Genomic DNA, 23,020 nt, shown 5'->3' with positions numbered 1-23,020 from the left:
AGGTGGTTTTTCTTTAAAAGCTCCTCTTCTTGGGCTCGAACCAAGGACCCTCTGATTAACAGTCAGATGCTCTAACCAACTGAGCTAAAGAGGAATGCTCTAAATCGGATGCAAATATAATAAAGTTTTTTTTAATCTGCCAAATTTTAAAATTTTTTTTTAAAAATTTTTATTATCCAATGCGTCTCTCAATTTATTCCCGAAGATATTAAACGCTAAAACTAGCACTAAAATACACAGCCCAGGTAAAATAGCTAGGTGTTGCTGGTCTAGAATAATGTGGGAGTAATGCTCTTTGATAATGTTTCCCCAACTAGGCGTGGGCGGCTGCGCTCCTATCCCTAAAAAACTCAACCCACTCTCCACCAATATTGCTGCAGCAAAATTTGCTGCTGAAATTACAATCACTGGCGCTACTACATTGGGTAAGATTTCTTTGAAAATGATTCTTAAATCAGAATAGCCTAGCGCCCTTGCTGCCTCTACAAATTCTTTTTCTCGATAACTTAGAAATTGCCCCCTCACAACTCTAGCGACTTCAACCCACATCGTTAAGCCCACCGCAAGAAAAATTTGCCAATAGCCTTTCCCGATAGCTAGTGTAATTGCTATCACTAGAAGTAGTGTGGGAATCGACCACACAACATTGATTACCCACATCACAATAGCATCAATTCTACCGCGGTAGTAGCCACCAAGAGCTCCTACAATAACTCCAATAGTAACTGAAATCGCTACGGCTACAAATCCTACAAAAAAAGAAATGCGCGTTCCTATGACTAACCGAGAGTAAAAATCACGACCAAAGCTGTCGGTTCCTAAAAAAAATTTTTTAAGGCTTAGAAAATTTTTAAGAATATTCTCCTTTTCTATTCCCTTTTCTGTAAAAACTGAAATTGGAATTTTTTTGACTTCTGCTTCTAATTCTTCTCCGATGTAGGGTTTGTAGTATAGACTATCATTTTTGAGTTGAACTTCTTCTACAGCAATCTCTTCAAAATCAATTTCTTTACCAAAAAAAAAGGGTGCAAATCCTTTCTGCTCAGAGTAGTTTTGTAGCGGAAGCTTCAGTATTTGTGTTTCATAAGCTATTGGCTTGTACTTCAAAACCAAATTTTGTAATGCGGCGTCTTTGGTTTTATCTACCGCTAAACCGTAAGCAAAAAAACTGATAAAACCAGCAGAAAAAACGATAAACAAAGAAACCATCGCTAAATAATCTTTTGATAATTTAACGATGGCTTTTTTTAAAAGAGAATTTCCCTTTAATCTCATTTATTCCAGTCTTTCAAAACTCTGACTGCTTCTTGTAAATAAATATCTTTGCCCATTGCTTCTTGCCATTTTTTTCTTCGTTCTGCCAAGACGGTATCTTTCTCGATTAAAGGAATTTCATAATTTACTGGTTTGAAGTTAAATCCATTTTTATACTTTGATAAGGTATCAAATTTTTTCCCCATTTTTTCTCGTTGCTCATAATCTGCCTTAAATTTATTGATATTTAAATAAATCACATGGTCGTCACTGATTTGCTTCATCCAACGAGCATATTCATCCAAATATTTGAAATTTTCACCTGTTATTTTATCAACTCTATAATTTGAGATTAGCTTTTTCAGCTTTTGCTTCTCTTTCCACGGGGTGAAGGTCTGTGCTGATATTTGATCCCATGGCAAAGCGCTTTCGTTACTAGATTCTGTAATGTCTATGTATTTATATCTATCTGGTATTACAATATCAGAAGATACTCCTCTCAGCTGTGTGGAGCCTCCGTTGATACGGTAAAATTTTTGATAAGTAAACTTTAATCTGCCCAAGTCTTCACTGCCTCCACTAAACCAATTTAGTGGTCTCATGATTTGTACCGTTCCTTTGCCATAAGTTTGCGGGCTTCCTATAATGATGGCTCGACCGTAATCTTGCAGTGCAGCTGCCATAATCTCTGAAGCTGAAGCGGATAACTCATTGACCAAAACTACCAACGGACCTGACCAGCTAATGCTTTTATCTTTATCAGCAAAAACTTTTTTATCGCCATCGCTTCTCACAGCTTGCACCACAGGACCACTTGGTATGAAGTGACCTACGATTTCTACAGTCTCTTCCAAATCTCCTCCTCCATTACCACGCAGGTCAAAAATGATTCCTTCTACGTTATTTTCTTTCAGTGCTTCAATCTGACGTTTCACATCATCAGAAGCGTCGTGTCCTTTTCCATCAAAATTCAAGTAAAAAGAAGGTAGATTGATAATACCGTACTGACGCCCCTCTTTTGTTTGTAAAATACTACTTTTTGCAAAGGTTTCTTCTAGTTCTACAACATCTCTTTCTATCGTAATGTTTTTGAAGGAACCATCTTTTTTCTTAACGACCAAAGTAACCTTTGTTCCTTTTTGCCCTCTAATGTGGCGGATTGCATCTTCTAGCGCCATACCCACAACATTCACAGGTTCTTTGTTTAGTTCTATTACTTTTGTAATCTTATCTTCTACTTCTAGTTCTCCCTGTTTCCATGCTGGTCCGCCTACGACTAAACTTCGAATAGTAGGATAGCCTTTTTCATCCGTCAATGTTGCGCCAATTCCTTCCAGTTGTCCGCTCATCATCAACTCAAAATCTTCATTCTGCTTTGGTGAGAAAAAGTTCGTATGGGGGTCAAATGTGGTTGTAAAGGCATTCATGAAGAAAGAGAAATAATCGAATTTATTTTTCACCATATTTCGGCGAAACATCTCTGATGTCATTTCCTCGACCTGCTTTTTAGCTTCGGTTTCTAGTGCAGCCAAAGACTTATTTCTGGGGTCAAACTCATCTTCACCGAAACCTACACTATCCCTTCTCGCCCAAAGCGCTGAGTCTTTCGCTGACTCTTGTAGCAAAATAATTTCTTGCAACACACTTACTTTCAATCGTTTTCCCCATCTTTTTGCCCAGCCTTGGTCTGTTGCGGGGTAAGTAGCTTCATCAAAATCTAAAATTACAGAATCATTTTCATTGAAGTTTAAATCTGATTTTAAAATTTCTTTAGTCAGTGTATTCAGCTCATCCCATCTCTTGTAGAGGGTATCTACCGTTGCTTTATATAGTGTAATGTCTTCTTTTTCAAAAGCCTCATCCAATTTATCTTCAAACTGATTGAAAAACTTCATATCAGAAGCCTTAAAAAAAGTTTTATTCGGGTCTAGACTCTGCATGTATGTTTTATAAACCTTCGCCGAAAAATCATCATCAATTTTAGGTGCAGAATAATGTAATATTCCCAAACTTCTTCTCACGTTTTTGATGATTTCTTTCGCCTTTTCATCATCATCAGAAAAGGAAAATGGCGTGCAATAACAGAACACCAGTAGTGACATAAAGAGGAAAGAAAGAAGAACGTAAGTTTTTCTCAAGTAGTGCATTTTAAATTATTTGTTAAAAGACAGTCAATTTTAAAGCCAATTTTATGATAAAAATATCATTTAATTATTTTTGCAATACGCAAATATAACTTTTTTATGGAAAAACCACTAATTTTAGTTACCAACGACGACGGAATTACTGCCCCAGGAATACGAAAACTCATTAGTATTGCTAAAAAAATTGGTGAAGTCTATGTTGTGGCTCCTGATAGCCCACAAAGTGCTATGGGACATGCCATTACCATTAATTCCACACTACACATTGAAGAAATGAAATTGAAGGGCGGTGCCGAGTTTGAATGGTCTTGCTCTGGCACGCCTGTTGACTGCGTGAAAATTGCTTGTGACAAAATTTTACCCCGCCACCCAGATTTATGTATTTCTGGGATTAACCACGGCTCTAATTCCTCTATCAATGTAATTTATTCTGGTACGATGTCTGCTGCAGTAGAAGCAGCGATAGAAGGAATCCCAAGCATTGGTTTCTCTCTCTGTGACTTGAGCTATCACGCTGATTTTGATGCAGCTGAGGATTTTATAGAAAAAATAATTTTGCAAGCCTTAAAAAATAAAATACAAAAAAGTTGGGTGCTAAACGTAAACATCCCAAAACTTAAAAAATCTAAGATCAAAGGCATCAAAGTTTGCCGACAAGCACACGCCAAATGGGATGAGGAATTTGAAGTACGAAAAGACCCTCGCGGAAGAGATTACTATTGGCTGACTGGTAAATTTGTGAACCTAGACCAAGGCGAAGACACCGATGAATGGGCGCTAGAAAATGGTTATATTTCTGTGGTTCCTGTGCATTTTGACTTGACCAATCATCAAGCTATTGGCGAATTAAATCAGTGGGGTTTTTAAAGGCTTAAATTTTCTAAGCCTTTAAAAATTTTATTCACTTTTTATTTGACTTTTATTTAACATATTTTCTAACCACGTTTTTAGAAGATTCAAAGCCCATTTTTTCTTCCTCCACCTGCTCAGCTGCCAGCCAAAGTAAATCACTGATTTCTTCATCTTGAATGATTAATTCCACATTATCATTCAAAATGACTCTAAAAATAATATCAAGTGTTTGATAATGAATCCCTTTGAACTCATATTTATTGGGAAACGTATCCAGCATTTCTAAATCTGATGCCTCTAAATCTAAGCCCAACTCTTCTTTCAATTCTCGAATAGCAGCCTCTTTTGCCGACTCTCCTGGGTCTACAAATCCGCCAGGCATATCCAGCATTCCCTTCGCCGGCTCGTTATTTCTTATAGTGAATAAATATTTATCTTCTTTTTTAATAACGCACATCACAGCTGCTGCCATGTTATGGTAATATTCGAATTCGCATTCTTGGCAAGTAAATTTGTGATTATTGACGAAAGAATGTTGTGTTGAGCCGCACTGCGGACAATGTTTAAAAAGTGAATTCATAGATTTAATTTTAACCTTTTAAAGCCAACAGGGTAATTACCAAAATAACCAGCTAACGAGAAAACATCATAAACCGAGCGTATTTGTTTATTCCCCAAAGCGATGAGCGTTGTTTTATTTTTTTCATCTCTCACATACACCGTGTAATTGCCATGCCACCAGCCGTTGTGGTAGTACAATGTTTTCCCATCTTCCCATTCCATCAGGCGCACGCCTAGGCCGTAGTTTTTAATTCCTGGGTTCTCGTAGCTATAGCCTTTTTTCATCTCAGCAAAAAGTGTTGGAGAAAGAAAATCTCTCTGATACATTGCCATATCTAGCCGAAGCAAATCCCGTGGTGTGGAATAGATATTTTTGTCTCCATAAATTTGATCTAAATCAGTCCATTCCCAGCGCTCCCCTCCCGAACCGTAAGACTGGCTCACTTTTGCCGAATCCTGAATCTGAAACACAAAAGTATCTTCCATTTTTAAAGGCTTAAATAAAATATTTTGCATCGCTTCGGCATAAGACGCTCCTGTTACTTTCTCTATAATGAGTGCCAAAATCGCATAATTGGTATTGCAATAATTGAATTTTTTATTGGCTGAAGCCGTTCTTTCATCTAGCCCGTGATTGATGTAATCCAAAATATCTTGGTTGGATTTCATCTCTCCTTCTCTCCAAAACTTTTCATCAGGCTGAAAGTAAGCGTAATTCTGTAAACCACTCCGATGCGAAAGCAAGTTCCTGATGGTGATGCTTTTATCAATAAAATCAGGCAAAACCTCCATCACTGGCTCATCCAACCTCAGAAGTTGATGCTCTGCTAATTTCAAAATAGCCAAAGATGTCAAAACTTTAGAAATGGAAGCTAAATGTAACGGAGAATTTTCTTTCATTTTTTTAAGGCTTAAAAAATTTTCATAGCCTAAGTATTTTTCAAAAATAATAGCTCCGTTTTTAGCAACAAGCAGGCCACCACTCACTCCGTTTTTAAGCCAAAGTTGCTGATAAAAAGCCTCCAAGGTTCTCTCAATCGAATCTTTAGGTTGAGTATTTTTTAAATTTTCCAGTTTCGGCTGTTCTGTAAATGTTGGGTAGGCCAAAATGTGTTTTTGCTCAGCATTTCCTCCAGGGGATTCATCGGGAGAATTCCCTGCACATCCCCAACAAAACAAGCTTAGAAAAAGAAAAAATAAAATGCGCATTATCTTTCACTTTGGAACTGCTGGAGAAAACGTAAATCATTTTCAAAATAAAGTCTAATATCATCAATTTGATAAAGCAAAAGAGCAATTCTTTCTATGCCCATCCCAAAAGCAAATCCGCTATATTCTTCTGGGTTTATACTGACGTTTTTCAACACATTAGGGTCTACCATACCACAGCCCATGATTTCTAGCCAGCCTGTGCCTTTGGTCATTCTATAGTCTGTCTCAGAGTTCAAACCCCAATATACATCTACTTCTGCACTTGGCTCAGTGAATGGGAAGTAAGACGGGCGAAGTCGAATTTTGGATTTACCAAAAAGTTCAGTGGTGAAATACTGTAAAGTTTGCTTCAAATCAGCAAAAGAAACTTCTTTATCGATGTATAAACCTTCTATCTGGTGGAACATGCAATGCGAGCGCGCAGAAATTGCTTCGTTACGGTAAACCCTCCCAGGGGAGAGAATCCTGAACGGCGGCTGATGATTTTCCATATAGCGAATTTGTACCGAAGATGTATGGGTACGCAACAAAACATCTGGATTTTGCTGAACAAAGAATGTATCTTGCATGTCTCTCGCTGGGTGGTAATCTGGCAGATTTAGTGCTGTGAAGTTATGCCAATCGTCTTCAATTTCGGGCCCATCTGATAGGCTAAAACCTATTCTTTTGAAAATTTCTATGATTCTGTTTTTCACAATATTTATCGGGTGGCGAGCACCTACTGGGCTTGGCAAGCCAGGTTTGGTATAATCTTGCACATTCCGTTGCACTTCATTTTCTTTGCTTTGATTTTTTAAAGCTTCAATTTTTTCTGCAGCAGCTTGTTTCAGCTGATTAAGCGCTTGCCCGACGTCCTTTTTTTCTTCGTTAGGTACATTTTTAAAATCAGCAAATAAATCATTCAAAATTCCTTTTTTAGACAAGAATTTTAAACGAAATTCTTCAATCTGTTTCTCTTCTTGCTGATTAAAACGTGCTACTTCTTCTAGAAGTTTTTGGATTTTTTCTATCATAAAAAATTCGTTGGCGTACAAATATCAAAAAATATTTTCATCTACCGAATGAATAAAGCCACCTTTTTTTTGGGTGGCTTTATTTAAATTTCAAAAAAATTAAGTTTATTTATTTGCTACAACGTTTACTTTTATTGTTACGTTATCTTTGATTACAGAACCTTTACCTCCTTTGAACGTAATCCCAAAATCTTGGCGATTGATTGTAAATTCTTCTGAGTCTAGAGTAACTTTATCAGCATCTTCTTTTACATTTGCTTTGAAGGTGATGTTTTTTTCTACCTCTCTTAATTTGAAATTCCCACTGATTTCTGTATTGAACGGACCTTCAATAGCTGCTACATTTGTGATATTGAAAGTTGCTTCTGGGTATTTTTCTACATCCAAGAAGTCTTCTGACTTCAAGTGCCCCTCTAGCTTCGCCTTATCTTCAGGTTCTCCGTCTAAATCATGGCTCACAAGCATAGTTGGGTCAATAATGAAATCTCCTGCTGTGATTTGTCCGTTTTCTGTATGAATTTCACCACTTTTCACTGGCATCGTACCATAATGACCTTGTTCTTCGGTTTCGCCTTCGTAAATTTTGTACCCTCTCCAAGTAACGGTGGAAACTGTGTTATCAACAGTATAAGCCGCTGCCCCTTCTGTAGCCACAGCTGTTTCTTGTGCATCTTGTACTGCTACGGCTTCTTTCTTCTCACAAGAAATAAATGAAATAGAGGAAACGACAGCAATGCTTAGTATTAATTTTTTCATATTCTAAATTTTTTACAAAAATAATTAATTTTAATTTGTGACACAAGTCATAAAATATTTTTATTTAGGGATTGTAGAAAAATCATCTACCTGATAATATAATGTTAAGTAGAATTCTTGCGAATGATAAGGGTTTTCCTACATTAAACTAACTGTTTTTTTTTAAGGCTTTTATTTTTTTTAAGGCTTAAAAAAAGTTTAACAAATTTGTGCTGTAATTTTAACAAGCAAGCCTTTAGCTTTCTTAGATGACTTATTTTTCTTTACTATATTTGCAAGAAGACGAATAGAACTATGTCCATAGATAAAAATAAAATAAAGAATATCCTAGAAGAAATAAATGCCGAAAAATGGGTGAAAAACATTCAAATTTTTGGCAACAAAGTGATGATTGACGCTGTTTCTCCATCACCTGCTATGCACGACAAAAAGAAGCTGGAAGATAAATTGACAGAAAGCATTCATCAAGACTTCCCTGATGCTGATGTGCAAGTACGCGTAGAAGTTAAAAGCACTGCAAAGCCAAGTCCTTCAAAAGAAAATCCTCAAATTTTAGGGAAAAAAATTGATGGGATTCAAAATATCATTGCTGTAGCTTCGGGCAAGGGCGGTGTCGGCAAGTCTACCGTTGCCTCTAATTTGGCTGTGAGTTTGAGAGAAATGGGTTTTCAAGTAGGTTTGCTAGATGCTGACATCCACGGGCCATCCATTCCTACCATGTTTGATGTTGAGGGAGCTAAACCACACTCCGTTAATGTGAATGGGAAAAGCAAAATGGAACCCATCGAGAGCTATGGCATTAAGATTTTATCCATCGGTTTTTTCACTGCAATAGATCAAGCTGTCGTATGGCGAGGAGCAATGGCTTCTAAGGCTCTACAACAGCTAATCCATGATGCACATTGGGGTAAATTAGATTTTTTGATTGTTGATTTACCTCCGGGCACGGGAGACATTCAGTTATCTTTGGTTCAGCAAGTTCCAGTGACGGGAGCTGTAATCGTAAGTACACCACAAGATGTGGCTTTAGCCGATGCAAGAAAAGGAGTTAATATGTTTCAACTAGAAAGCATTAATGTTCCTGTTTTGGGTATTGTTGAAAACATGTCGTATTTTACTCCCGAAGAATTACCTGAGAATAAATACTATATCTTTGGTAAAAACGGGGCTAAAAATTTAGCGGATAAATTAAATGTTCCTTTCTTAGGTGAAGTCCCCTTGATTCAAGGCATCCGAGAAGGCGGAGACCAAGGTCGACCAGCCACAGCTGAGGCTAATTCTTTAGCTAGCGAAATTTACCGTTCCATTACAAAAAATATGGTCAAAAGCTTAGTTGAAAGAAATACCAATTTGCCTCCAACTGAAATTGTTCGCATCACAACAATGTCTGGGTGCTCAAGTTGATAAATTATGAAAGAAGATTTAGAGAAAAGAGTCATGAGAGCCTTAGATGAAATAAGGCCTTATCTACGCCAAGATGGCGGAGACATAGAGTTGATTTCTATTGAAAATCAAATTGTAACCATCAGATTGCTAGGGACATGCATTGACTGCACCGTAAATCAAATGACTTTAAAATCTGGGGTAGAAATGACCGTAAAAAAACACGCTCCTGAAATCAAACAAGTTTTAAATTACATAAAGAATTAAATTTTGAATAAAGAATTAAATCAAGTTGTCATTTTATTTGCTGGAGATTCTGGTGATGGGATGCAGCTGACAGGCTCTCAATTCACAAACACATCTGCTCATATGGGGAATGACATTAGCACCTTCCCTGATTTTCCTGCTGAAATTCGCGCTCCAGCGGGAACAGTGGCAGGAGTTTCTGGTTTTCAGCTACATTTTGGAAGTGTGGACATCACTTCTCCTGGAGATTACTTTGACGTGATGGTTGCGATGAACGCAGCAGCACTCATCAAAAATATAAGTAGGCTTAAAGAAAATGGCATTCTGATTGTTAACGAAAGTGGTTTTGATGGGAAAAATTTAAGACTTGCAAAATTAGACGAAAATCCTTTAGATAAAGCTAAAGAAAAATTTCAACTTTATTCGATTGATATTTCTGGGCAAACTTCTGAAGCCTTAAAAAATTTTGATCTAGGAACGAAGGATAAAGACCGAACAAAAAATATGTTTGCTCTAGGTTTTGTCTACTGGCTCTACAATCGCCCATTGGATTACACACTTCAGTTCCTTAAAACCAAGTTCGCTCAAAAACCTGAAATTCTAGAAGCAAATGAAAAGGTGCTAAAGGCAGGTTATCACTATGGTGAAATCACCGATACATTTACCGAAAGATTTGTAGTAAAACCGGCTAAGGTCGCCCCTGGGAAATACCGAAACATTACGGGTAATCAAGCTTTATCTCTAGGGTTGATTGCTGCTGCCAACAAGGCTGGTTTGGATTTATTCTATGGTGGCTACCCCATTACGCCAGCTTCAGATATTTTACATTTTTTATCAGCGTATAAAAATTTTGGTATCAAAACCTTCCAAGCAGAAGATGAAATAGCAGCAATGGCAGCCGTTGTCGGAGCAGCTTTTGCTGGAGACCTTGCCGTTACTGCCTCATCAGGTCCAGGAATCGCACTAAAAGCTGAAGCAATGGGCCTGGCGTTAATGCTAGAATTACCCGCAGTGATTATCAATGTTCAACGTGGAGGCCCATCCACAGGCTTACCGACCAAAACTGAACAAGCAGATTTATTACAAGCACTGTATGGTAGAAATGGAGAGGCTCCTGTTGCTGTTGTCGCAGCTCATTCCCCTAGTCATTGTTTTGAGATGGCCTTCAAAGCCTCAAAAATAGCATTGGAGCATATGACGCCTGTCATTTTATTATCAGACGGGTATTTGGGGAATGGCTCAGAGCCTTGGCTTTTCCCTCGAGCAGAGAGTTTGGAGAAAATTAAAATTCAAAATCAAAATATCCATCTAAATCATGAAGGTCAATTTTTACCTTATGAAAAAGATGAAAGAGGTGTAAGAAAATGGGCCACCCCTGGCATGAAGGACTTTGAGCACCGCATAGGGGGATTAGAAAAACAACGCCTAACGGGAAATGTGAGCTACAACCCAGAGAATCACCAGTTTATGGTGCAGGAACGAGCAGCTAAGATTGAGAAAATCGCAGATTTTTTACCGCCAGCAGAATTAAACTCAGGAAGTTTAAATAGTGAAGTTTTGATTGTCAGCTGGGGCGGTACTTACGGTTCGGTAAAGGCTGGAATCCGTATGTTGGAAGCTCAGCAAATTCAAATCGCTCATTTGCATTTAGATTACATCAATCCTTTGCAGCATGGTGTTGGTGAAATTTTAAATCAGTTTAAGCATATTTTGGTGCCAGAATTAAACCATGGGCAATTAATTAAAATCCTCCGAGAGAAATTCTTGGTTGATGCCATTGGACTTAATAAAATACAAGGAGTTCCTTTCACTGCAAACGAAATTTTTGATCGTGTAATGGACTTACTTAAATAGTTTAAAAAAAATTGGCAGATTATTTGAACCCTATGAATAAACATTTTAGCATGAAAAAATATTTATTCCTCTTCATAGTACTTTTTTTTTTAAATTTTAGCTATTCCCAAGCTTATCAATCTGGGGAATATTTACAATACCGCGTACACTATGGATTTTTAAATGCTGGATTTGCTTCGCTAAAGGTAAGCAACGAGAGCCTGAATGGTCGCTCTCATTTTCACGTAAAAGGTGAAGGCTCTACTTCGGGTGCGGTACGTGTATTTTTCAAAGTAGATGACCGATACGAAACCTATATTGACCCTGCGACTAAAAAGCCTAGTTTATTTATTCGAGACATCAGGGAAGGAGGCTATACTAAAAACAAGCAGCTAAGTTTTGACCACTCTTCTCAACAGGTAGAAGTGAAAGACTTCAAAAAAGGTAAGAGTACGACTTACAAATTCAATACAGAGGTACAGGATATGCTTTCTGCCTTTTATTTCTTGAGGACGAAAGATAATTCTTACTACAAAAACGGAAGTAGCATCAATATTAATATCTTTATGGATGAAAAAATTTATCCGTTTAAATTAGTCGTCGAGGGACGAGAAAAAATTTCTACCAAATTTGGTAAAATTGAAGCTATTCGCATGAAACCTTATGTTCAGAAAGGGCGTGTCTTCAAAGAGAATGAAAGTGTGAAAATTTGGGTGAGTGATGATGATAATCTAATTCCTCTACGCATCGAAGCTGAACTTGCGGTAGGTTCTCTCAAGATGGATTTACATAACTACAAAAATTTAAAATACCCTATCTTGTTCAAATAAATTTCTATGCTAAACATCAAAAACCTTAGCTATTCTTACCACCAAGAGCAAAATGCTGTTGAAAGTATTTCTATCAAATTAAATTCAGATGAGGTTTTATGTTTATTGGGTGAAAGCGGAAGTGGCAAATCTACTTTGCTCAAATTAATTTATGGGAATTTACAGCCCGATGAAGGGATAATATTATTTAACGACGAGAAACTAAAAGGTCCTGCTTTTCAACTGATTGCTGGACACCCTGATGTGAAATTTGTGCAGCAAGATTTTAATTTATCTCCTTTTATCAGCATCGAAGAAAACATTGGCGAGCACTTGAGTAACCTTGATTTAGACTACAAAAAGAAAAGAATCAAAGAAGTTGCTGAAATCTTAGAAATTCAGGATTTATTACAGAAACAATCGCACGAATTAAGCGGCGGGCAACAGCAGCGAGTAGCTATCGCTAAAGCCATTGCCAAGTTTCCTAAACTCTTGCTTCTCGATGAGCCGTTCAGTCAGTTGGATGCTAATTTACATCTGAAAATAAGACATCAACTAATGGAATATCTGAAGGAGCATCGAGTGGCTTGTATTTTTACTTCGCATCGAGCTGAGGATGCTTTAGGTTTTTCTGACCAAATTTTAATTCTAAGAAAAGGAAAAGCTATACAAAACTCAACTCCTCAGAAAATTTTTGCAAGCCCAGCCAATGCCTACGTCGCTTCACTTTTTGGTAATTATAATATTTTAACTGCTGAAGATGCTTCAAAATTCGGTATCCCAAGGAATTTTTTAAATAAATATGTTATTTCCTATCCACATGAAATTAAAGTTTACCGAGAAGGGAAATTTCAAGGTGAAGTTATCCATAGTAGATTTTTTGGTAAAGAATATCAGATTGAATTCATAGCAAAAAATCATTTTTTTTATGCGTTTCACCCCGATTATTTAAAAAAAGGAGAAAAAATCAATTTCGATATAAAAAATTACCGTTGGGTTTACTAATTTTTTGATATTCTTCGGGTATTTTATAATTCGCTCATTCTACGCTCACCCTGCGCCGCCAATAATCAATTGACAATCAATTATTCAAAGATAATAAAATCACACTTCGCGATGGTGAATTGATTGTTTCTTTAAAATTTTCTACTTTGCCAAACCCCGATTTAGTATCAAAAATCAATTTCCATTCTCCGTCTGGCAATTCAAAATCCAATGACTCCCAGTACATATTCATGATTAAGAAAAAATGTTCCCCATGCTTTGGTGAAATTAATTCGCAGGCTAAAGAATGAGACTTTATGGAAGTATCGGGTTGATTTAACCGTACGCCATGAAATTGCACATATGGGTATATTTCGCTTGGTTCAGTTTGCCAATAATTTTGATGAGAAAAAACTTCATAGCTTTTGCTGACATTAATTAATTTTTTTACAAAGCTTAAAAAATTTGTATTTTCTCTCACCAAATCCCAATTCATCCACCCCAGCGGATTGTCTTGGCAATACGCATTGTTATTCCCCAACTGACTTCTCGCCACTTCATCACCCATCCAAAACATAGGCGTACCCTGTGAGAGAAGCAAAATGCTAAATAAATTCTTCTGTTGACGATCTCTTAATTCTAAAATTTTTTCATCCTCCGTTTCGCCTTCTGTGCCAGAGTTCCATGTGTATAAATCGTTGTGTCCATCTCTATTTTTTTCGCCATTCGCCCAATTATTTTTTTTGTTGTACGAAACTGAATCTCGCATCGTAAAACCATCATGCGAAGAAACAAAGTTAAGCGACTGCTCTGGCTTAAAGACTCGATGTCGCATCCGCATATCGCCAAAACTTCCCATGAATTTGCTCATCAAATTTTTCACCATTCCTTCTCGCCCAGCGACAAAGCCTTTCACGGTGTCTCTAAAGTCATCATTCCAAATTACCCAGCGATCACCAGAGAAGTCATTAACTTGGTACAACCCAGCAGCATCCCAAGGTTCAGCAATAATTTTGGTTTCTGAAAGAATCGGATCTGAATCGATGCTCCACAGCACTGGTGGATTCTCCTTCACTTGCCCATTCTCGCCTCTAGACAAGGCTGAAGCTAAATCAAAGCGAAATCCATCCACTCGCATTTCTTTTACCCAATATCTAAGGGAGTCTAAAATCATCCGTCTCACCACCGAATGGTTCGCATTGATGCTATTTCCAGTTCCTGAAAAATTTTTGTATCTCCCCATTTCATCCATCAAATAATAGGAATTATTGGCAAATCCACGAAAGCATAAATTAGGTCCTCCATTGTAAGCATCATTTTCTGTCGTATGATTATAAACCACATCCAAATAAACTTCAATGTTATTGGCATGGAAGGCTTTTGTCATTCGCTTGAATTCATGAATAATGGCTTGTGGCTCTTCTTCAGAAGCATATGGGGCATGTAGTGCAAAAAAATTAATCGGCGAATAGCCCCAGTAGTTCAAGTTTTTACCTGGAGCATCTTGCGGGTCAAAAGCAAAAATCGGCAGAAGTTCTACGGCTGTGATTCCTAGAGATTTCAAATAAGGTATTTTGTGAATTAAACCCGTATACGTTCCTCTAATGTTTTCTTCTAAACCTGAATTTAAATTCTTGGTAAATCCTGCTACATGTAATTCATAAACAATAGAACTAGAAAATTCATGCCTGGGGTGAATATCGTTCTCCCAATCAAAGTCATCATTAATGACGGCCGACTTAAGGCAATGATGCAAATTAGAAACACCAAACTCTGCTGTAGCTGCACGGTCATAGCTTCCACAAATCATCTTTGCATACGGATCTAGCATCACTTTAGAAGCGTCAAAATACAAACCTCTCGTCGGATTATATTCGCCATGCAAACGGTAACCGTAAAGTTGATTTTCTCTGATGTCTGGTACAAAAACGTGCCAATAATAGTAAGTTTTATTTTCTAAAGGCTTTAAAAAAATTTTCTCAGGATTCGTATCTGCATCATTTTCAAAAAGTAAAAGCTCCACTGATTCTGCTTCGGGTGCAAAAACCGAAAAATTAACTCCATTCTCATACAACGTTGCTCCTAGCGGAAAACTTTTGCCTGGCAAGGTATATCTTCTTTTCATAAATTCGTCATTTGATGAAAAGCTTCTTCCAGACTTGAATGTTGCCCTTTAAAATTTTGAATATTCTCGTCTGCCATTAAATTTCCCTTTTTAAGCAAAACCACTCGCGAACACAAAGCCTCGACCTCTTGCATGAGATGCGTAGAAATTATCACCGTCTTAGCCCTACCAATTTCTTTGATTACATTTCTGATTTCAATAATTTGATTCGGATCCAAACCATTAGTTGGTTCATCTAAAATGAGCAATTCTGGCTCATGAATTATCGCTTGCGCAATGCCTACACGCTGCCGATAGCCTTTTGATAGGGATTTAATTAATTTATGCTTCTCGAGTGTTAAACCGACTCGCTCGATGACTTCATCAACTTTTTGGGGTTTTAATTTTCTAAGATTTGCTACGAATAGTAGATATTCTTTAACATACATATTCTCATACAACGGATTATTCTCTGGTAAATAACCAAAAATTTTTTTAAAGGCTTTAAAATTAATAGCTTCACCATTTCTTATAACCTTAAAGCCCCCTTCATCAGGGCTCTGCAGCCCAGTAAGAATCTTCATCAACGTTGATTTCCCAGCACCATTAGGCCCGAGCAAACCGAGCGTTTCATTTTCAGAAAAACTAAAACTAATATTGTTTAACGCTTGCTGTTTCCCGTAAAATTTACTCAACTGATTGATTTCAATTTGCATTATATGAAGCTTTTCTAAATAGCAAAAATAAAAGGAATTTTCTAAAGCCTTAAAAAATTTCAAACAATCAAAATAAAATGGAGAGAGGTAAAAAAAATAAAAGCAACTTTATGTGAAGCTGCTTTTGTGCGGGTGAAGGGACTCGAACCCCCACACCTTGCGGCACTAGATCCTAAGTCGCTTTGGCTGATTTTTTTGTTTTGTAAAACGTTGATTTATAGTTATTTAAAATTTTAGTTTTGATTGCTTACAAGCTTTTTGTTAATGCTTATATTAGAGTTTTGAAATTTTAGTGAACTACTTGGAACTAAGCCTAACACTGCATTTGCATCAAGATGATAAACCTTGCAAATTGTTTTTATCTCATCTATCGTAAAGCGTCCGTTATAATTTTTTATTGTGTATAGCCTTTGTTTTTGCATGCCAATAGCACGGCAAAAATCCATGTCAAAACGGATTTTTTTAGTTTGCTTTAAAGTCTCTATGAAGTTCAGCAACCTTTTGTCTATTTCGGTCATTTGTTGAATATCTTATTGAGTCTTTTTTTATCCAAAAAAATAACTTCACCTACTACGCCTGTATTGTTTACTGAATGGAATGTATAGGCAATCATTTTTTTATTAAAAACTTTTTCAAATTTTATAATAATAGTATCATTTGGAAGCTCAATTTTAATTTCTTTATCTTCATTTCCATTCAATCCTTCTAAAAATACATTGTAAAGCTCATCAACTGAATTATCGGCATCTTCAAATGAAAAACTTTTGTAATTCGTGATTTTGTCATATTTGGTGTCTTGATAAGTAAATACAGCATTTCCATCATCACATTTTTCAAGTTTAACAAAGCTTCCAAAATTTCCGATTTTTTCACAATTAGTAGTAATGTCCGTTACTTTTATTTGGCTAAAGCAAAAACCAGATATAACCAGAAATATTAATAATATTAAATTTTTCATGCTATTTATAAATGTATTAGATTTTTTAATTAAACTATTTGCGCTGGTCCTGAACTGTGTTCTTTTACAATTCGCCCAATGACAAGTAATATTCTTTTTATTTTTGATTTATTGATTTTAAAAGGTTCGTGGATCTGTCTTCCGTCTGGGTACGTTTCTGTATTTGTGCTATAAGCTGTGAAATATTTTTCGTTTTCTGATGACTGGATACGTTTTGTTACTCTTATTTCATTAGTTTCTATCACGTAATTTCTACCATAAACAACGTTTTCTAAATCATTAATTTCACGAATAACCAAAATACATCCGTTAGGATATTCCTGCATACTATCGCCATAATGCCTAATTCCTGCAGTAATTTTTGTATCACCAAACCAACTGCCAGCATCTATGTACTCGGTTGCTTGTGAAACTGCAGAAAGTTCTGAATTTATATTACTTCCGTAAGTTACAACGTCTTTATAGAGCGGGATTAGGTTTGGCTTCTTTGCTTTTGCTTCTTCTTCTTCTATAAACTTCTGTGAAATGGATTTTTCTTCAGGTTCAGATTTATTCACATAAGCGTTAGTTATATAACTTTTTATTGTTGATAGTGTTGTTTCGAATGGACGTTTACTTTTACCGTCTATAATCTTCTGAACTCCAACTGCAGAAAGGGTAGTATTCTTTTCTATTTCGTATGCTGTAACATTAAATTCATTAATTAAATCTAAGGTTTCATTTAATAATTTTTCTCTACTCATATAATCAGTTATGTATTTTATTAAAATAATTACATAAATATTTTGTTAGTTATATAACTTGTTATATATTTGCATCACAGATTTGTATCAAAATTAATACAAAGGAATGGAACTAACACAAAAAACAAAGGAAATTTTAAGAGATGAAGCTACGATGATGCGTATTGCACTGGATTAATAAAAGAATTAAACACCGAGAGGAGAATTTTGAGAAATTTTTTAAGCCTTAAAAAATATTAAAAAATGAAATCAAAAATTTATAAATATCTAACTTACTTAGGGCACATGGCGTTTACGCTAACTCCTTTACTCGTTTACAGAGAATATTCAGAAGCCCCAAATGCACATATCCTGTGGCAAACCCTTTATGTTGTGTTAGCCTTTTGGGTACTTACTCCTATGTTTACTGTAATCACCAGCACTGTGGAGCATAAGTTGAAGTATAAGGGCTTAGATGCACTCATTGTCTTTGGGCTTACCTTAATGCTTTGGGAAATTATTATTTACACAAGCAGATGAAAGATATAGATAAAGTAGCACACAGTGCGGTTGGGTTAGGGAGTTACGCGACAATGATTATTGCCTTGGTATTTAATCTTTTAGGTCTTACTTGGTTTATAGTATTCCCTCTTTTTTTTACTTCTTTACTTTTTATCTCTGTCTTGATGTTTTCTTGCTTTTTCTCTATCTTCTCTTGCTTTTGAAATTGAGCCTCTTGAATTTCTTTCTGCTCTACCTTATTTGTTGTAGTACCATAAAGCCTAACCCTCCCTGCCTTGCTTTTCTTTGCCTTGATAAACCCCGTGGGTGTTTGAAATTCTACTGCTCCCGAATCCGTTTCACTCCACTCAATCTCAAAGTTTGAACTAAAGGTGTCTAAACTTTTGACTTCTGTTAAATCAAACTTCTTTACGTTCAAACTATCTATTTGCATTTGTACCTCAGAGGTATGTATTTTTGTTTCTACCACCTTTTTACTGGTAGTGCAAGAGAAAAACAAAGCAATACTAATTGCCAAAATTATTGCCCTCATTTTGTTTGTTTGTTTTTCTATAATTTCTAAAGTGGTCGAATTAGACCACATTATCTTGCTCATTCTCTTTATTTTTCTCTATAATCTCTATGGCTTTATTTATCAAATCCTGCCTTTCTCCTATGATTTTAATAGCTTCTACAAAGGTGTCATCTGTTTTTCTTCTCAGCTTATCTTCTGCATTTTCTCTTACACTCTTAGCTTCTGTAAGAACCAACCCTAAAGCACAAAAAAGACTTATAAAGGGCATAGTTGCAAGTGGGTAATCCAATAAACTGGGGCTAATTACATCAAAGAAGTCAAAGATTAATGCAAAAAACATTAAAGCAAAATAATAGGTTGCCTTGTTAATTGTTCGTCTGTAACCCTCACTTGTTCGTGCCTCCCCTATCTGTTTAGCCTTTTTTACGCCAAAGAAAAAGTCGACAATGATGGCTAACATTACCGCCAACCAACTCGAGGATACCACTAATAAGCTCCAATAAATACCCGTGTAATTCTCTTTTAATAGTTCTAAAATCATTAGTATTTCCCTTTAAATCTCACACGTAGACCCCGTATATCATAGTGTACGAATGTTGTATAAATCCCTATCGCTCCCTCTTTCATCTTGCCCGCCTTTATGAGCTTTTCTATTTCTTCGGCTACTTGCTTTGGGCTTAAGCCGTGTACTTTAATATCCGCAGCTTTTCCTAAGGTATGTTGAGAGTTTGGTACGCCACCGATTCTTTTGTTATGGCTGGGGCTTCTGTATCCTGAATTAATCAAAATAGGCTTTCCTATTTTATCTCTCAGTGCTTGAAGACTTTGAGCTAATAGAGTTATGTTTTTCTTTACTGTTGCAGGCATAGTTGCACCATCTCTACTCTCAAACTCTTTCCAGTAGAAGTCTTTTGTTACTTTCATTTTCCTATCTGTTTTTTATACCACCTGAGTACGATAAAAGGATTTAAAGTAGCCCATAAATCTCTTTGGTCAAATTTGCCATACCTTAATTTATCCAGCAATTCTTTTCCCGAAGCAAGCAATAAAGGGGCGAATAAAATCCTTTTTATAGTTCTTTCTCTTTTAGGTTTAGTATTAGTCCTTATATGGGTAGGTAATAAATTTTTAAAGTCTTTTAAATTATTTTAAAAGGTTTAAAAATATTTATCTAATAACAAAAATGTTATTATATTTGTATCATCAAAATAAAGCGATGTACAAAGTAGAATTTTCAAAAAAGGCAGTAAAAAGTATAAAAAAAATAGCAAAGAATTATCAAGCTTTGATTTTATCAAAAATTGATGAATTAGCTAAAAATCCTTTTGAAAATAACAATGTAAAAGCGATGAAAGGCACAGATAAAGTATATCGTCTAAGAGTTGCAGAATACAGAATTGTATATGAAATGAAAGATGCAGAGCTTATAATTTTAATTATAGAAATAGATCACAGAAAAAATATTTATAAAAAATAAAAGATTATGGATACGATTTTAGTTAAAAAAAGCATTTTACAATCATTTTATGAGATTGTAAATGATTTGAGTTTAGAAGAAGTTGAAGATTTGAAAGATACGCTTACCGCACGTGAATTTCAGTTGGAAGATGACGGTGAGCGCATCAGCTTAGAAGAACTAAAAAAAGAGCTGGAAGATGAATGAAAATGTGAGAGAAAAATTAACTCCAATTCTTGATTTTATTAGCACCAAATACATTGCTGAAAATTACTTTGAAAAAACTCCGCAATGGTTTTATCAGCGGCTAAATGGGAACCAAGTAAATGGAAAAACAGCCTCATTCACAGATGATGAAATAGAAACCTTAAATTTTGCGTTGAAAGATATTAGCAAAAAAATAAGTCTAATAAATTTGGAATAAAAATCTACAACCAGCCCAAATCTTACAAGGTTTGTTTTTTTTAGTACTTGAATAAACTCCACCTCGTGCAGGTGGAGTTTTTTTTTGAAAAAAAAAATAAATCTTTAAAAAGTTTGCGAATTGCAAACTTTTATTTTATATTTGCAAAGCAAAACAGCAAGGGAGTTCTTTGAAATTTTAGACAAACAATAAAAGTTAAAAAAATGAAGCATTTAATTGAAAGAGTTTGGGAACACTCTATAAATAACCCTTACGGTTTTACTTTAAATATTGAAACCTTTAGACCAATTAAATTTGGAATTTGCGTTGCTTACATAGACACACAAAATTGTTTCGGTAAGCATGGACTTGAAAACGTAATTAACCACGCCTCAGAACATGATAAAATTGTCGGAGGCTGGTTAAACGATGACAACGGATTTTATTACTTTGATAGTGTCAAAGTTTTTAAAAATTCTGAACTGAAAAAAGCCATTGAATTTGCAAAAGAAAATCAACAACTTGCAATCTTTGACTTAACTAATTTAAAAGAAATAAAAATCTAAAAGGGACGAAAGTCCCTCTCCCTTGCTTTTTAGATTTAAAATTATGAAAGAAATAGCACAGAAAACGATAGTAAACCAATCCGTATCTAAATCAATAGCCAATTATAAACGTATGGGAATTGATGTTGATATACTTGAGATGAATCAAGATTTTATACACGCGAAAATAAAACAAAGTCGCCTTATTAATGGATTTGTATTGAACAAAAAGCAGCTAATAGGACGAGCTAAAGAAATATTTGAACCAACGGGATTAAGGATAAAAGTAATTCCTGTTGTCTATTCATTAGATGTCGAAAACATTACACCCAATTGGATAGTAGAAAAAATGAATGAATTCGGATTAAAACGTAGTGATATTATCAGTCATTTAGCTTATGATAAATCTCAACTTTCTTTGTACTTGTCTGGCGAACGTGGAATGACTAAATCCGTAAGGGCCTCATTTTATTGGTACTTCAAAGTATTTGAGCTGAATCGTGATTTTAGGGAATAATAACATTTTTTAAATCTTACTTTATTAAAGCATTCTAATTTTTGAATGCTTTTTTACACACTTATATTTATTTGCTTAAGTTTTTCAAGCTCCCTTTTCTTTTTTCCTGTTCTATAAACATCAGTCATACTGCTGGTTCTATGACTTGCCATTCCTTTTGCTTGGTCATAATCAGATGTATTTTGTTCATCAACCAAATCAAGAAATAAATGCTTTAACGTGTAGAAATCTGCCGTAATACCTAACGTGTTTTTTACGTTTTCTTTCCACCAGCGAGACGGCTTTTTAGAGTAGGCTTTTTTTATACCAGGCTCAAAGTTATCGGAAAATAAATAATACTCTTCGCTTTCGCATTCTTTTAAAATCTCTTTCCAAAACTTGATAGCAGGTAAAATAATAGCTTTGGTTTCCCATACGTATTGCTTGCCTTTCTTAATTAATACTTTGTATTCACGATTTTCAAAATCAACATGCTTTTTTTTCACGGATAAAAGTTCAGTAGAACGAACACCCGCGAGAAAAAAAATCATTGCATATCGGTAGAAATTATAGTTCTCTTCCAAAAGATAATCCTGCACCTCTTTAAATTGTTCAACCGAAATGATTTCACGTTGTTTCTTTTCTTCCACTCTTTTAGAAATATCACGTATTATGTTGGTATCAATTGTTTCATATTCTACCAGTATTTTGAAAAGCATGTGCAGGTGAGCCCTGTTTTTGTTATATCGATAGTTACTTTCTTTTTTGCTTTTTTTCTCAACCAAATCCAAACAAGCCTTTACGTTTCGCCTTTGAATTTCAGAAATTGGTCGTTCATGAAGTCTCAGCTGTTTGGCAGATTTTTCAATATGTCTAATGGTGGTTTTCACTCCAGACTTTGTGCCTTTGCAGCAGTTCAGTAAAGTTAAGGCCTTCCATAGAGCTTTGATAAATCCTGTATTTGGTTCAATTTCATAATCAAACTCATCTTCACCAATAAAGGATTTTGTAAAATGATTGTAACCATCAAGGCAAGCATTTATTTCCTGCTCAATCAACCCTCTTGTAATCGTACGCCTGTCCTTAAGAGTTTTAAAATCATTCATGCCACGAACGGCAATCAATTTGCCACACGGATGAGATTCTTCAAATTCAGGGTCGTAGAAATAAAATTGAATTTGCCAATTTTTTTTAAGAAGTTCACGTCCGCCAGTTTCCCAATTCTTAGGATTTACGGAGGGTTTTGACATTGAACAACCATTAGGGAGTAATATTTTATCTGCCATTTTTATATTAGAGTTTTTATTAAACGTCTAACAAAACAACAGCCTTACGCATTTTATAAAAAATAACTGAAAGCCTAATGTGGTACGGCTTTCAGTTAAAAAGTGCGGGTGAAGGGACTCGAACCCCCACACCTTGCGGCACTAGATCCTAAGTCTAGCGTGTCTACCAATTCCACCACACCCGCAATTAGATTTAGAATTGAGTTTGCAAATATATAAAGTATTATTGATTTAATCAAAACATTTTTTTC

27 protein-coding genes and 2 tRNA genes are annotated in these 23,020 nt (G+C 35.6%); 12 read left to right on the top strand and 17 right to left on the bottom strand.

What is annotated here, in order from left to right; genetic code table 11:
* Positions 1-20: 20 nt before the first annotated feature.
* The 3 genes from D5J18_RS02355 to D5J18_RS02345 form a co-directional block, all read right to left on the bottom strand.
* Positions 21-94 (bottom strand) — tRNA-Asn (locus D5J18_RS02355).
* A gap of 65 nt (positions 95-159) precedes the next feature.
* Positions 160-1,275, bottom strand: coding sequence for an ABC transporter permease (locus tag D5J18_RS02350; protein WP_119057406.1), 1,116 nt, complete (start codon positions 1,273-1,275; stop codon positions 160-162).
* The gene (locus D5J18_RS02345; protein ID WP_119057405.1) at positions 1,272-3,401 is read right to left on the bottom strand and encodes a carboxy terminal-processing peptidase; all 2,130 of its coding nucleotides are present in this window, start codon (positions 3,399-3,401) and stop codon (positions 1,272-1,274) included. Before D5J18_RS02345 ends, D5J18_RS02350 begins: the two co-directional genes overlap by 4 nt.
* 96 nt (positions 3,402-3,497) lie before the next feature.
* On the opposite strand from D5J18_RS02345, the gene surE reads away from it, so the two are divergent.
* Positions 3,498-4,265, top strand: coding sequence for a 5'/3'-nucleotidase SurE (gene surE / locus D5J18_RS02340; protein WP_119057404.1), 768 nt, complete (start codon positions 3,498-3,500; stop codon positions 4,263-4,265).
* A 52-nt stretch (positions 4,266-4,317) separates the two neighbouring features.
* Here surE and D5J18_RS02335 read toward each other — a convergent pair whose 3' ends face one another.
* The 4 genes from D5J18_RS02335 to D5J18_RS02320 all read right to left on the bottom strand — a co-directional run bounded on the left by D5J18_RS02335 (position 4,318) and on the right by D5J18_RS02320 (position 7,792).
* Positions 4,318-4,830, bottom strand: a complete 513-nt coding sequence (locus tag D5J18_RS02335; RefSeq protein ID WP_119057403.1) for an NUDIX hydrolase — start codon at positions 4,828-4,830, stop codon at positions 4,318-4,320.
* The gene (locus tag D5J18_RS02330) at positions 4,827-6,020 is read right to left on the bottom strand and encodes a serine hydrolase domain-containing protein (protein ID WP_119057402.1); all 1,194 of its coding nucleotides are present in this window, start codon (positions 6,018-6,020) and stop codon (positions 4,827-4,829) included. The genes D5J18_RS02335 and D5J18_RS02330 overlap by 4 nt, the downstream gene beginning before the upstream one ends.
* A complete protein-coding gene (gene pheS, locus D5J18_RS02325; RefSeq protein WP_119057401.1) occupies positions 6,020-7,036 on the bottom strand; it encodes a phenylalanine--tRNA ligase subunit alpha in 1,017 nt (338 codons plus the stop codon). Before pheS ends, D5J18_RS02330 begins: the two co-directional genes overlap by 1 nt.
* Positions 7,037-7,141: 105 nt before the next feature.
* The gene (locus tag D5J18_RS02320; protein ID WP_119057400.1) at positions 7,142-7,792 is read right to left on the bottom strand and encodes a YceI family protein; all 651 of its coding nucleotides are present in this window, start codon (positions 7,790-7,792) and stop codon (positions 7,142-7,144) included.
* 294 nt (positions 7,793-8,086) lie between these two features.
* On the opposite strand from D5J18_RS02320, the gene D5J18_RS02315 reads away from it, so the two are divergent.
* From D5J18_RS02315 to D5J18_RS02295, 5 genes are read left to right on the top strand one after another with little or no spacing between them, the layout of a single operon-like run.
* Positions 8,087-9,196, top strand: coding sequence for an Mrp/NBP35 family ATP-binding protein (locus D5J18_RS02315; RefSeq protein ID WP_119057399.1), 1,110 nt, complete (start codon positions 8,087-8,089; stop codon positions 9,194-9,196).
* A 6-nt stretch (positions 9,197-9,202) separates the two neighbouring features.
* Positions 9,203-9,442, top strand: a complete 240-nt coding sequence (locus D5J18_RS02310; RefSeq protein ID WP_119057398.1) for a NifU family protein — start codon at positions 9,203-9,205, stop codon at positions 9,440-9,442.
* Between the two features lie 3 nt (positions 9,443-9,445).
* The gene (locus tag D5J18_RS02305) at positions 9,446-11,275 is read left to right on the top strand and encodes a 2-oxoacid:acceptor oxidoreductase subunit alpha (RefSeq protein ID WP_119057397.1); all 1,830 of its coding nucleotides are present in this window, start codon (positions 9,446-9,448) and stop codon (positions 11,273-11,275) included.
* A gap of 50 nt (positions 11,276-11,325) precedes the next feature.
* Positions 11,326-12,084, top strand: a complete 759-nt coding sequence (locus D5J18_RS02300; protein WP_119057396.1) for a DUF3108 domain-containing protein — start codon at positions 11,326-11,328, stop codon at positions 12,082-12,084.
* A 6-nt stretch (positions 12,085-12,090) separates the two neighbouring features.
* Positions 12,091-13,068, top strand: a complete 978-nt coding sequence (locus D5J18_RS02295) for an ABC transporter ATP-binding protein (RefSeq protein WP_119057395.1) — start codon at positions 12,091-12,093, stop codon at positions 13,066-13,068.
* Positions 13,069-13,144: 76 nt separating this feature from the next.
* Here the strand turns inward: D5J18_RS02295 and glgX are convergent, their stop codons facing one another.
* The 5 genes from glgX to D5J18_RS02270 form a co-directional block, all read right to left on the bottom strand.
* Positions 13,145-15,172 (bottom strand): glycogen debranching protein GlgX, encoded by a 2,028-nt coding sequence (glgX, locus tag D5J18_RS02290; protein ID WP_119057394.1) that lies wholly within the window; start codon positions 15,170-15,172, stop codon positions 13,145-13,147.
* Complete coding sequence (locus D5J18_RS02285) at positions 15,169-15,867, bottom strand: ABC transporter ATP-binding protein (protein ID WP_119057609.1); 699 nt, start codon at positions 15,865-15,867, stop codon at positions 15,169-15,171. The genes glgX and D5J18_RS02285 overlap by 4 nt, the downstream gene beginning before the upstream one ends.
* 233 nt (positions 15,868-16,100) lie before the next feature.
* Complete coding sequence (locus D5J18_RS02280; protein WP_119057393.1) at positions 16,101-16,385, bottom strand: hypothetical protein; 285 nt, start codon at positions 16,383-16,385, stop codon at positions 16,101-16,103.
* Positions 16,382-16,825, bottom strand: a complete 444-nt coding sequence (locus tag D5J18_RS02275) for a hypothetical protein (protein WP_119057392.1) — start codon at positions 16,823-16,825, stop codon at positions 16,382-16,384. The genes D5J18_RS02280 and D5J18_RS02275 overlap by 4 nt, the downstream gene beginning before the upstream one ends.
* A 29-nt stretch (positions 16,826-16,854) precedes the next feature.
* A complete protein-coding gene (locus D5J18_RS02270; RefSeq protein ID WP_119057391.1) occupies positions 16,855-17,568 on the bottom strand; it encodes a S24 family peptidase in 714 nt (237 codons plus the stop codon).
* Between the two features lie 285 nt (positions 17,569-17,853).
* On the opposite strand from D5J18_RS02270, the gene D5J18_RS02265 reads away from it, so the two are divergent.
* On the top strand, positions 17,854-18,087 hold the full coding sequence (locus D5J18_RS02265) for a hypothetical protein (protein ID WP_133298088.1): 234 nt from the start codon (positions 17,854-17,856) through the stop codon (positions 18,085-18,087).
* A 43-nt stretch (positions 18,088-18,130) separates the two neighbouring features.
* On the opposite strand, the gene D5J18_RS02260 is transcribed toward D5J18_RS02265, so the two are convergent.
* From D5J18_RS02260 to D5J18_RS02250, 3 genes are read right to left on the bottom strand one after another with little or no spacing between them, the layout of a single operon-like run.
* Positions 18,131-18,664 (bottom strand): hypothetical protein, encoded by a 534-nt coding sequence (locus D5J18_RS02260; RefSeq protein ID WP_133298087.1) that lies wholly within the window; start codon positions 18,662-18,664, stop codon positions 18,131-18,133.
* Positions 18,642-19,124, bottom strand: coding sequence for a phage holin family protein (locus D5J18_RS02255; RefSeq protein WP_119057388.1), 483 nt, complete (start codon positions 19,122-19,124; stop codon positions 18,642-18,644). The genes D5J18_RS02260 and D5J18_RS02255 overlap by 23 nt, the downstream gene beginning before the upstream one ends.
* A complete protein-coding gene (locus tag D5J18_RS02250; RefSeq protein WP_119057387.1) occupies positions 19,124-19,507 on the bottom strand; it encodes a YcbK family protein in 384 nt (127 codons plus the stop codon). The genes D5J18_RS02255 and D5J18_RS02250 overlap by 1 nt, the downstream gene beginning before the upstream one ends.
* Before the next feature lie 292 nt (positions 19,508-19,799).
* Here D5J18_RS02250 and D5J18_RS02245 point away from each other — a divergent pair, with 292 nt between their 5' ends.
* The 5 genes from D5J18_RS02245 (at position 19,800) to D5J18_RS02225 (ending at position 21,504) form a co-directional block, all read left to right on the top strand.
* A complete protein-coding gene (locus D5J18_RS02245) occupies positions 19,800-20,060 on the top strand; it encodes a type II toxin-antitoxin system RelE family toxin (protein ID WP_165844941.1) in 261 nt (86 codons plus the stop codon).
* A 6-nt stretch (positions 20,061-20,066) separates the two neighbouring features.
* A complete protein-coding gene (locus tag D5J18_RS02240; protein WP_119057385.1) occupies positions 20,067-20,246 on the top strand; it encodes a CopG family transcriptional regulator in 180 nt (59 codons plus the stop codon).
* Complete coding sequence (locus D5J18_RS02235; RefSeq protein ID WP_119057384.1) at positions 20,239-20,463, top strand: DUF5053 domain-containing protein; 225 nt, start codon at positions 20,239-20,241, stop codon at positions 20,461-20,463. Before D5J18_RS02240 ends, D5J18_RS02235 begins: the two co-directional genes overlap by 8 nt.
* 203 nt (positions 20,464-20,666) lie before the next feature.
* Entirely contained in the window at positions 20,667-21,008 is a 342-nt protein-coding gene (locus tag D5J18_RS02230; protein WP_119057383.1) for a hypothetical protein, read from the top strand.
* 43 nt (positions 21,009-21,051) lie between these two features.
* Entirely contained in the window at positions 21,052-21,504 is a 453-nt protein-coding gene (locus D5J18_RS02225; protein WP_119057382.1) for a hypothetical protein, read from the top strand.
* Between the two features lie 53 nt (positions 21,505-21,557).
* On the opposite strand, the gene D5J18_RS02220 is transcribed toward D5J18_RS02225, so the two are convergent.
* Both D5J18_RS02220 and D5J18_RS02215 read right to left on the bottom strand, forming a co-directional pair.
* Positions 21,558-22,769, bottom strand: coding sequence for a tyrosine-type recombinase/integrase (locus D5J18_RS02220; RefSeq protein ID WP_119057381.1), 1,212 nt, complete (start codon positions 22,767-22,769; stop codon positions 21,558-21,560).
* 103 nt (positions 22,770-22,872) lie between these two features.
* Positions 22,873-22,954: transfer RNA gene (locus tag D5J18_RS02215), tRNA-Leu, on the bottom strand.
* Between the last annotated feature and the right edge of the window lie 66 nt (positions 22,955-23,020).

It is taken from the genome of Candidatus Ornithobacterium hominis (genome assembly GCF_900538215.1).
GTDB lineage: Bacteria > Bacteroidota > Bacteroidia > Flavobacteriales > Weeksellaceae > Ornithobacterium > Ornithobacterium hominis.
Note: the sequence above shows the minus strand (reverse complement) of the source record. Positions and strands in the feature narration are given on the sequence as shown.

What these genes read in the sequence shown, in the direction of transcription:
- D5J18_RS02350 (WP_119057406.1), bottom strand. Translation starts at nt 1,275, where the DNA reads ATGAGATTAAAGGGAAATTCTCTTTTAAAAAAAGCCATCGTTAAATTA.
- D5J18_RS02345 (WP_119057405.1), bottom strand. Translation starts at nt 3,401, where the DNA reads ATGCACTACTTGAGAAAAACTTACGTTCTTCTTTCTTTCCTCTTTATG.
- surE (WP_119057404.1), top strand. Translation starts at nt 3,498, where the DNA reads ATGGAAAAACCACTAATTTTAGTTACCAACGACGACGGAATTACTGCC.
- D5J18_RS02335 (WP_119057403.1), bottom strand. Translation starts at nt 4,830, where the DNA reads ATGAATTCACTTTTTAAACATTGTCCGCAGTGCGGCTCAACACAACAT.
- D5J18_RS02330 (WP_119057402.1), bottom strand. Translation starts at nt 6,020, where the DNA reads ATGCGCATTTTATTTTTTCTTTTTCTAAGCTTGTTTTGTTGGGGATGT.
- pheS (WP_119057401.1), bottom strand. Translation starts at nt 7,036, where the DNA reads ATGATAGAAAAAATCCAAAAACTTCTAGAAGAAGTAGCACGTTTTAAT.
- D5J18_RS02320 (WP_119057400.1), bottom strand. Translation starts at nt 7,792, where the DNA reads ATGAAAAAATTAATACTAAGCATTGCTGTCGTTTCCTCTATTTCATTT.
- D5J18_RS02315 (WP_119057399.1), top strand. Translation starts at nt 8,087, where the DNA reads ATGTCCATAGATAAAAATAAAATAAAGAATATCCTAGAAGAAATAAAT.
- D5J18_RS02310 (WP_119057398.1), top strand. Translation starts at nt 9,203, where the DNA reads ATGAAAGAAGATTTAGAGAAAAGAGTCATGAGAGCCTTAGATGAAATA.
- D5J18_RS02300 (WP_119057396.1), top strand. Translation starts at nt 11,326, where the DNA reads ATGAAAAAATATTTATTCCTCTTCATAGTACTTTTTTTTTTAAATTTT.
- D5J18_RS02295 (WP_119057395.1), top strand. Translation starts at nt 12,091, where the DNA reads ATGCTAAACATCAAAAACCTTAGCTATTCTTACCACCAAGAGCAAAAT.
- glgX (WP_119057394.1), bottom strand. Translation starts at nt 15,172, where the DNA reads ATGAAAAGAAGATATACCTTGCCAGGCAAAAGTTTTCCGCTAGGAGCA.
- D5J18_RS02285 (WP_119057609.1), bottom strand. Translation starts at nt 15,867, where the DNA reads ATGCAAATTGAAATCAATCAGTTGAGTAAATTTTACGGGAAACAGCAA.
- D5J18_RS02280 (WP_119057393.1), bottom strand. Translation starts at nt 16,385, where the DNA reads ATGACCGAAATAGACAAAAGGTTGCTGAACTTCATAGAGACTTTAAAG.
- D5J18_RS02275 (WP_119057392.1), bottom strand. Translation starts at nt 16,825, where the DNA reads ATGAAAAATTTAATATTATTAATATTTCTGGTTATATCTGGTTTTTGC.
- D5J18_RS02270 (WP_119057391.1), bottom strand. Translation starts at nt 17,568, where the DNA reads ATGAGTAGAGAAAAATTATTAAATGAAACCTTAGATTTAATTAATGAA.
- D5J18_RS02265 (WP_133298088.1), top strand. Translation starts at nt 17,854, where the DNA reads ATGGCGTTTACGCTAACTCCTTTACTCGTTTACAGAGAATATTCAGAA.
- D5J18_RS02260 (WP_133298087.1), bottom strand. Translation starts at nt 18,664, where the DNA reads ATGAGCAAGATAATGTGGTCTAATTCGACCACTTTAGAAATTATAGAA.
- D5J18_RS02255 (WP_119057388.1), bottom strand. Translation starts at nt 19,124, where the DNA reads ATGATTTTAGAACTATTAAAAGAGAATTACACGGGTATTTATTGGAGC.
- D5J18_RS02250 (WP_119057387.1), bottom strand. Translation starts at nt 19,507, where the DNA reads ATGAAAGTAACAAAAGACTTCTACTGGAAAGAGTTTGAGAGTAGAGAT.
- D5J18_RS02245 (WP_165844941.1), top strand. Translation starts at nt 19,800, where the DNA reads ATGTACAAAGTAGAATTTTCAAAAAAGGCAGTAAAAAGTATAAAAAAA.
- D5J18_RS02240 (WP_119057385.1), top strand. Translation starts at nt 20,067, where the DNA reads ATGGATACGATTTTAGTTAAAAAAAGCATTTTACAATCATTTTATGAG.
- D5J18_RS02235 (WP_119057384.1), top strand. Translation starts at nt 20,239, where the DNA reads ATGAATGAAAATGTGAGAGAAAAATTAACTCCAATTCTTGATTTTATT.
- D5J18_RS02230 (WP_119057383.1), top strand. Translation starts at nt 20,667, where the DNA reads ATGAAGCATTTAATTGAAAGAGTTTGGGAACACTCTATAAATAACCCT.
- D5J18_RS02225 (WP_119057382.1), top strand. Translation starts at nt 21,052, where the DNA reads ATGAAAGAAATAGCACAGAAAACGATAGTAAACCAATCCGTATCTAAA.
- D5J18_RS02220 (WP_119057381.1), bottom strand. Translation starts at nt 22,769, where the DNA reads ATGGCAGATAAAATATTACTCCCTAATGGTTGTTCAATGTCAAAACCC.